This is a genomic window from Streptomyces spongiae, from assembly GCF_009377185.1.
In the GTDB taxonomy this organism is placed as follows: domain Bacteria; phylum Actinomycetota; class Actinomycetes; order Streptomycetales; family Streptomycetaceae; genus Streptomyces; species Streptomyces spongiae.
The window spans coordinates 1-7447 of the sequence record NZ_VJZC01000500.1 but is presented as its reverse complement, the minus strand read 5'-3'; the positions used below and the strand labels follow the sequence as shown (position 1 = coordinate 7447).

At 70.6% G+C, this 7447-nt stretch carries 8 protein-coding genes; 3 read left to right on the top strand and 5 right to left on the bottom strand.

The features are described from left to right. Positions 1-70 precede the first annotated feature (70 nt). The gene (locus tag FNH08_RS39605) at positions 71-1834 is read right to left on the bottom strand and encodes a substrate-binding and VWA domain-containing protein (protein WP_152776363.1); all 1764 of its coding nucleotides are present in this window, start codon (positions 1832-1834) and stop codon (positions 71-73) included. Positions 1835-2019: 185 nt separating this feature from the next. Between FNH08_RS39605 and FNH08_RS39600 the strand changes: the two genes are divergently transcribed. Further along, a complete protein-coding gene (locus FNH08_RS39600) occupies positions 2020-2820 on the top strand; it encodes a CPBP family intramembrane glutamic endopeptidase (RefSeq protein ID WP_322726217.1) in 801 nt (266 codons plus the stop codon). A 40-nt stretch (positions 2821-2860) separates the two neighbouring features. Here the strand turns inward: FNH08_RS39600 and FNH08_RS39595 are convergent, their stop codons facing one another. From FNH08_RS39595 to FNH08_RS39585, 3 genes are all read right to left on the bottom strand, one after another. Further along, the gene (locus FNH08_RS39595; protein ID WP_152776362.1) at positions 2861-3670 is read right to left on the bottom strand and encodes a PhzF family phenazine biosynthesis protein; all 810 of its coding nucleotides are present in this window, start codon (positions 3668-3670) and stop codon (positions 2861-2863) included. A 165-nt stretch (positions 3671-3835) separates the two neighbouring features. Next, on the bottom strand, positions 3836-4615 hold the full coding sequence (locus FNH08_RS39590) for an SDR family NAD(P)-dependent oxidoreductase (protein ID WP_152776361.1): 780 nt from the start codon (positions 4613-4615) through the stop codon (positions 3836-3838). Between the two features lie 83 nt (positions 4616-4698). After that, on the bottom strand, positions 4699-5349 hold the full coding sequence (locus tag FNH08_RS39585) for an HAD family hydrolase (RefSeq protein ID WP_152776360.1): 651 nt from the start codon (positions 5347-5349) through the stop codon (positions 4699-4701). A 186-nt stretch (positions 5350-5535) separates the two neighbouring features. Here FNH08_RS39585 and FNH08_RS39580 point away from each other — a divergent pair, with 186 nt between their 5' ends. Then, positions 5536-6174: a PadR family transcriptional regulator gene (locus FNH08_RS39580; RefSeq protein ID WP_152776359.1), complete on the top strand. Its 639-nt coding sequence runs from the start codon at positions 5536-5538 to the stop codon at positions 6172-6174. A gap of 150 nt (positions 6175-6324) precedes the next feature. Here the strand turns inward: FNH08_RS39580 and FNH08_RS39575 are convergent, their stop codons facing one another. Then, positions 6325-6753: a type II toxin-antitoxin system Rv0910 family toxin gene (locus FNH08_RS39575; RefSeq protein ID WP_152776358.1), complete on the bottom strand. Its 429-nt coding sequence runs from the start codon at positions 6751-6753 to the stop codon at positions 6325-6327. Between the two features lie 237 nt (positions 6754-6990). Between FNH08_RS39575 and FNH08_RS39570 the strand changes: the two genes are divergently transcribed. Beyond that, the coding region (locus FNH08_RS39570; protein ID WP_322726216.1) for a peptidase at positions 6991-7447 on the top strand (457 nt) is incomplete at its 3' end.

Below are 7447 nucleotides of genomic sequence, written 5' to 3'. Positions count from 1 at the left end.
GCGCAGTTCCCCGCGCCCCTTTTGGCCTTACGGCCTTGTCCTCAAGCGTCGGACGGGCTGCGGCGGTTGGCTAGGTTTGGCTGCCTGCCTGGACTATCGCCTTGAGGATGACCGACTGGATCTGTGACGGGTTGCTGACCTGGTGGCCGGAGCCGCCTGCTGCCTTGGCTGTCTGGTTCAGTTCTGTCTTGTCGGCTTCCGGGCCCACGGCTATCGCGATCAGTGGTACTGGACGGGTCGGGTCGGTCGCCTTCTGCAGCTCGGAGACGAGGGTGGAGCGGGAGATGCTGCCGGGGTCCTCGTTCACGCCGTCGGTGAGGATGACCAGGGCGTTGAACTTGCCCTTCGCGTACGACGAGACGGCTTCCTCGTACGCGGCGAGTGTGGTGTCGTACAGGCCGGTCGCGCCCTCCGGAACGGGTGCCAGGCTGGTGAACGCGGCGGACAGCCGGTCCCGTTGGGTGCCGTCGCCCACCCGGTCGCCGAGCCGTTTCGTCGGTACCAGGACCTTGTAGTCGCGGTTTCCGTCGAGCTTGGTGGAGAACTCCCACAGCCCGATCTCGTCCTCGGACGTGAAGGTGGCGAGGGCCTCGAGCAGGGACGCCTTCGTCACGTCCATGCGGGTCCGGCCCGTGCCCGGCACCGGCTCCGCCATCGAGGCGGAGGCGTCGACGACCGTGGTGATCCGGGCGCTCTGCACGGTGATCGTCCACATGCCGAGCGCCTCCTGGACCGCCGGCGCGGGGTCCGGTTCGGGCGGGTCGTCGTCGTACGGCTGTGGGGCGCGGCCCCCGGCCCGGGTGACCAGGGCGGTCGAGGCGTCTTTGCCCTCCAGCCGGAACCCGCGCTCCGTCAGCAGCGCCCGCCCCTCCGTGCTGTCCAGCAGGGTCATGAACCGCAGCGCCGCACGGCTCTCGTCCGTGGTGAGCCGCGCGTCGTCGACCAGCGTGAACGGGTAGTCGAGCCGGGGCGCGCCGTCCTTCGGGTAGAAGAGGCGGAGGTGCTCGTCGGCGTCGGCCGACGCGTTGTGCGTGTACGCGGACTGCTCGGACAGGAGCAGGGCCTGGTTGCGTTTGGGGTTCCCCTGTTCGGAGCCCGACGCGTCCCGTGGGAGGGTGGCCAGGACCTGGCTGTCGCTGTCGACCGTGCGCTGTGAGAGCAGTTTCGCCATGGCCGCCGCCTGGGTGCCGCCGTCCTTGGTCCCGGCCGCGGCGGTCGTCAGCCGGGTCAGGGCGAGCAGACCGGTGGCGCTGCGGGAAGCGTCGGCCGCGCCGAGCCGCAGACGGTCGTCCTGGAGGGTCGCGCCGGCCAGTTCGGTCCAGGTGTACGTCTTCTCGGGCCAGCCCAGGGACTTCGCCGCCGAGGGAACCACGGCGACGCCGACCGGTGAGGACGCCACGTTGCCCGCCCGGGTGAGCCGCGTGGATGTCGTGTCCGCCGAGACGCGCTGGACCCAGACGTCCGAGTCCGGCACCCACACCTGGACGTCGGGCTTCCCGCCGGAGCGCAGGTCGTCCGCGACCTCGGAGGAGTCGCGGGCCCTCACTCGGACGTCGAGGCAGCGGCCGTCGGAGGTGACGTTCTCGTCGCGTGCCCGGTCGGCGGCGGCCTTGAGTGAGGGTGCGATGTCGGGGGAGGCGGCCAGGTCGAGCCGTACGGCCCTGTCCCGGCAGGAGGCGCCGAAGGAGAGCAGCCCACCGCGGACGACCACCGCCGTGCCCCCGGCGACGGTGAGGACGAGTACGGTCGCGATGGCGACGCTGCGGCGGCGGGCGCGTGGCCGAGGGCCGGGTGCGCCCGCCCTGGGATGATCGGGCAAGCTGTGACGTCCCATGGGATGGTGCCCTCCCTGTTCGAACCTCGTGGCGTGAAATGGCCGTAGAGCAGGAAGGGGGAGAGGTACGCCCGCTACGGGCGCCCGCCCCCCATGGCCTGTCGCGCACGATCTTCGCAACTTCTTTCGAGACGATAGCGGGGCGAAGACGGGGATGCGGTGGGATTACCGAACTGGAGGCATAAGTGCAGGTGGAGGCGGGGTCGGTGGCCGATTCTTTGCCGTTGGACGGGTCGGGCCGACGGATGCTCCGCAACGAGACACTGCTCGTTCTGGGGCTTTCGCTCGGTGCGAGTGGAGTATCCGCCCTCATCGGTTTTGTCGGTTCCGTCACGAAACCGGGAGGGCTGAAGGGTCAGGCCGCGACCATGAACGCCTCGGCCGCGCCAGGCCGTCCATGGCTGGATCTCGCCTGGCAGCTCTTCGGGATCACGACGGCGCTGGTGCCCGTCGCGCTCGTCGCGCACTTCCTGCTGCGTGAGGGCGCGGGGCTGCGGACGTTCGGATTCGACCGGACGAAGCCGTGGTTCGACCTCGGGCGCGGGGCGGCGATCGCCGCGGTGATCGGCAGCACGGGCATCGCGTTCTACCTCGCGGCCCGCGGCCTCGGCTTCAACCTCACGGTGGTGCCCGAGGCGCTGCCCGACGTGTGGTGGAAGTACCCCGTCCTGATCCTGTCCGCGATCCAGAACGCCGTTCTCGAAGAGGTCATCGTCGTCGGGTATCTGCTGCGCAGGCTCGGCCAGTTGGGCTGGAGCCCGGGGGCCGCGCTGATGGCGAGCTCGGTGCTGCGCGGCTCGTACCACCTCTACCAGGGCATCGGCGGATTCATCGGCAACTTGGTGATGGGCGTGGTGTTCGTCTACCTGTACCGGCGCTGGGGGCGGGTCGGGCCACTCGTGGTGGCGCACTCGCTGCTCGACATCGGCGCGTTCGTCGGGTACGCGTTGCTCGCGGGCAAGGTGGGCTGGCTGCCGACGGCGTGAGGGGGCGCGACCGGCGGTGCGCCCCCTGCCGGGCATGCCGTTACGCCAGCAGCTCGCCCTCGATGACCGTGACCGCGTGGCCGGTCAGGAGGGTGCGGTCGCCCCGGACCTCGGTGCGGACCAGGCCGGAGCGCGCTGAGGCCTGGAGACCGGTGAGGGTGGGGCGGCCGAGGCGGTCGGACCAGAACGGGGCGAGGGCCGTGTGCGCGCTGCCCGTGACGTGGTCCTCGTCGATTCCGACGTTCGGGAAGAAGCAGCGCGAGACGAAGTCGTAGCCCTGGGAGGGGTCTTCGGCGCGGGCGGTGGCGATGACGCCGCGCTCGGAGAAGCGGCCGAGGGCCTTGAGATCGGGGGTGAGGCCGAGGACGGTCTTCTCGTCGGCGAGTTCGAGCAGCAGGTCGCCGATGTTCGGGCCGGTGTCGAGGGCGGTGAGCGGCTGGGCGCCCAGTGCCTCGGTCACGCCGTCGGGGAGCTCGGCCGGGGTGAGGGGCGCGGTCGGGAAGTCCAGGGTGAGGGAGCCGTCCTCGTGGGACGTCGCGGCCAGGACTCCGCTGCGGGTGGCGAACCTGACGGGGCCGGTGTGGGCGCCGGTGGTGGCGAGGACGTGTGCCGTGGCCAGCGTGGCGTGGCCGCACATCGCGACCTCGGTTTCGGGCGTGAACCAGCGCAGCGCCCAGTCCGCCTCGCCGTTGTCGGTCAGGCGGTGGGCGAACGCCGTCTCGGGGTGGTTGACCTCCCGGGCCACGTTCTGGAGCCAGGTGTCGTCGGGGAAGGCGTCGAGGAGAACGACTCCCGCCGGGTTGCCGGCGAAGGGACGGTTGGTGAAGGCGTCGACGATTCGTATCCGCATGGTCCGACGCTAGGGGCCGGTGGAGTGGTGGGCCAAGGCCAATTCGGGGGTGGTGGACCGATTTCGGGGAGCGGGGGCCAGGCCGCGCCCCTCGCTCCCCGGGTCGATCAGGTGTGGGGGCCTGACGGGTTCGTCCAGGCGACGCCACTCGGCGGGCGGCCGGTCTCAGTGAACGGAGAACCCGCCGTCGACGAAGATCGCCTGTCCGGTGACGTAGCCGGAGGCGGGGCCGGCCAGGAACACCGCCGCTCCGGCGAAGTCCTCGGCCAGGCCGTTGCGCCCGACCATCGTGCGCGCGGCCAGCGCCGCCATCTTCTCCGGGTCGGACTGCAGGCGTGCGTTGAGCGGGGTCGGGACGAAGCCGGGCACCAGCGTGTTGCAGGTGACGCCGTACGACGACCACGCCTCGGCCTGTGAGCGGGCCAGTGACTCCAGCGCCCCCTTGGAGACCCCGTAGGCGCCGCTCTGGACGAACGCCCGGTGCGCCTGCTGGGAGGTGATGTGGATGATCCGCCCGTAGCCGCGCTCGGCCATACGGGGCCCGAACCGCTCGCCCAGCAGGTAGGGCGCCTCCAGGTTCACCGCCATCGTGGTGTCCCACACGTCCTCGCTCAGTTCGCCCATCGGCGGCCGCAGGTTGATCCCGGCGCAGTTGACGAGGATGTCGGGCTCGCCGAAGACCGCGGCCGCCTGCTCCGCTGCCGCGCGCACCCCGTCGCGGGTGCTCAGGTCGGCGCTCACCCAGGCCGCCCGGCATTCGTCCGCCACCAGCTCGTCGACCGTGGCGGCCAGCTCCGCCTCCTTGCGTGCCACGATCACCACGCTCGCCCCCGCTCGCGCGAGAGCCCCGGCGATCGCCTGGCCGATACCGGAACTGCCGCCGGTCACCACGGCGATCCGGCCGTTCAGCGAGAACAGTTCGGAGAGGTAGCTGTTCGAGATCATGCCCGCACCCTAGACGGCGCGTGCATGGCGTCAGTGCCCCGGGCGCAACACCTGGGGCTGGGAAGCCGGTTGAGCGGGTTCGGTCATCCCGTTGTCCTGATGGCGTGGTCGATCGCCGAGGCGACGTCAGGGGCCATGTGGGTGGGCCGGTAGGAGTCCTGGGCCCAGGGGCGGCCGCCCGTCACCCATACGCTGCGGAGGCTGAGCGCGTGGGCGCCCGCGATGTCGGCGTGCGGTGAGTCGCCGATGACCCATGCGCCGGTGAGGGAGGCGCCGACGGTGGCCGCCGCTGCCTGGAAGATCTCCGGGTCCGGTTTCTTGTGGCCGACGCCTTCGGAGATGACCCAGCCCTTGACGAGCTGGTCGAGGCCGGTGCCGCGGATCTTCGTTTCCTGCTGGGCCGTGCGGCCGTTGGTGACGATCACACACGTCCAGCCTGCCGCCTGTGCTCTGCCCAGGGCCTCACGGGAGGAAGGGGCCAGAAGGACGCGACTGGCGGCGCCGTTGTCGAGAAGGGCACGGATGGCGGTGGCCGGTACCGCGTCCCCGTACCGGGCTGTCAGGGCGGCGGCGACTTCGTGACGCGCGGTATAGCCGCTCGCGTCGATGCGCATCACCCACATGAGATCGGAGTCGGCAAGTCCGTGTTCGGCGAGGAAATCGGCGACAGCGGCACGGAAGGCCGCATCGCGGTCGACCAGGGTGTTGTCGAGGTCCAGCAGCAGCAACGGCATGACGGGCAGTAGACCACGGACGCGGCGGCCTCCGCGGGCCTCGACGGGGCACGGCGGGCCTCGGCGGTACGACCGGATCGCTGCCACAGGTCAGGAGCGTGCTCCGGGAGGGACCTTGCCACGCGAAGTATTCCGATATATCGTTGAGGCATCGCGACAGATCAACGATGGAATGGAGTGATTGCGATGCGTACCCGTGGACAGGACTACGGATTCGAGCGTGGACATGGACGTCACGGTGGGCCCGGCCCGCACGGACGTCCCGACTTCGAGGCGCTGCGCGGCGCCTTCGGGCCGTTCGGCCCGGGGCACGGTGGCCCCGGCTTCGGCCCCGGTTTCGGCCCGGGACCGTGGGGCGGGCGTGGCAGGGGCGGACCCAGGGGGAGGGCGCGGCGCGGTGACGTACGGGCCTCGATCCTGGCCCTCCTCAAGGACCGGCCCATGCACGGCTACGAGATGATCCAGGAGATCGCCGAGCGCAGCGGCGGGGCGTGGAAGCCCAGCCCGGGCTCGGTCTACCCCACTCTCCAACTGCTGGAGGACGAGGGACTCATCGCCAGCGAGACCGAGGGCGGCAAGAAGCTGTTCTCGCTCACCGAGCCGGGCCGTACGGCGGCCGACGAAGGGCCCGAGGCGCCGTGGGAGGAGGCCTCGCGCGGGGTCGACTGGGAGGCGTTGAGCGAGATCCGGCAGGCCGGTTTCGGTCTGATGGAGGCGTTCGGCCAGGTCTGGAAGACCGGCAGCAAGGACCAGCGTGACAAGGCGCTGGCGGTCATCAACGAGGCCCGCAAGAAGCTGTATCTGATCCTCGCCGACGAGGACTGACAGTCCCGGCAGGTCGTAGTACGGCAGTAGTACGGCCTGGGGGCGCCCCGCGGATGTTGTCCGTGGGGCGCCTTGGTGTGTCCGGTGGGGCAATGGGTGAGGAGTGGTGGTGGGTGAGGAGTGGTGGTGGTGTGCGGCCGTGCGCCTGGCTTACGCCACCAGTCCGCCCAGCTTGCGCAACGACTCGTTCAACGCGGCTGTCGCCGAGTCCTTCAGTTTGCCCGCCATCAGGGAGACGGCCGCGCCCGTGAACTCGCCGTCGATGCGGACCGTGGTGGCGGTGCCGTCCGGAGTGAGGGTGTAGCGCGTGGCGAGGTCCACGGCCATCGGGCCCTTGCCGCGGATGGTGAGGACCCGAGCGGGTTCGAGTTCCGCGATGGTCCACTCGACCTCCGCCGGAAAGCCCATGAGTTTCAGGTTCTCCTGGAAGGTGCCACCGACCGCGAGGGTCTGGGGGCCGCCCTTGGGGAAGCCCGTGTGCGTCGTGTTCCACTCACCGTGCGCGGACCAGTCGACGAGCTGGGCCCACACCTTCTCGGCGGGTGCCTCGATACGTGCCTCCGCGCTGACCTCGGCCATGCGACCACCTCTTCGTCTCGGGCTGCGGTGTCGCGGAACGTAGCCGCATGGCCTGGAACATTCAATACTGATGAACTGTCAGAAATGGTTTGGTGGGGTACGGCGTGATGTCGTTCTCAGAGGTGTGTTCTCATCCGTAAGGAGGAGAACCGGCTCCTCCGGCCCAACCTGTGTCGGACGCGGAAATGCTGCGCGGCGAGGATGACTCGGCCGGCAGGGGCTGATGGGGTAGGGGATGTGCGACCCCGTATTCCCCGGCAGACCGCCGCCGACCACGACCGGACAAGCGCGGAGCCCGATGCCCGGCTCACCGATGAGCTGGCAGCGGTGATCGCCGGTGCGCGCAGACGGGCGCTGCGGGACGGGGACCGGCAGATCGACACCGCGCATCTGCTGCACACGCTCCTGGAGTCCGACCCCGAGGTGCGCGCCGTCTTCGACAGTGGCCCCCAGATTGCCCGGCTGCTCGGGTACCTCGTGCAGCGGAGCATCGGCTACGGGTTGCGCTGGCAGAGCAGCGTCGAGGATTCCGGTGCCGTCCCCGTGCTCACCGGTGTGGCGGGATGGTCGCCGGTGGCGGCCGGGGCGATGGAGGGTGCGTGCGGGCGTGCCGCACGGCGGGGTGGGGCGCGGGCCCGTGGGGTCGACCTTCTTGCCGCGATCGTGGCTGCGCCCGAGTCGCGTGCGGTGGAGG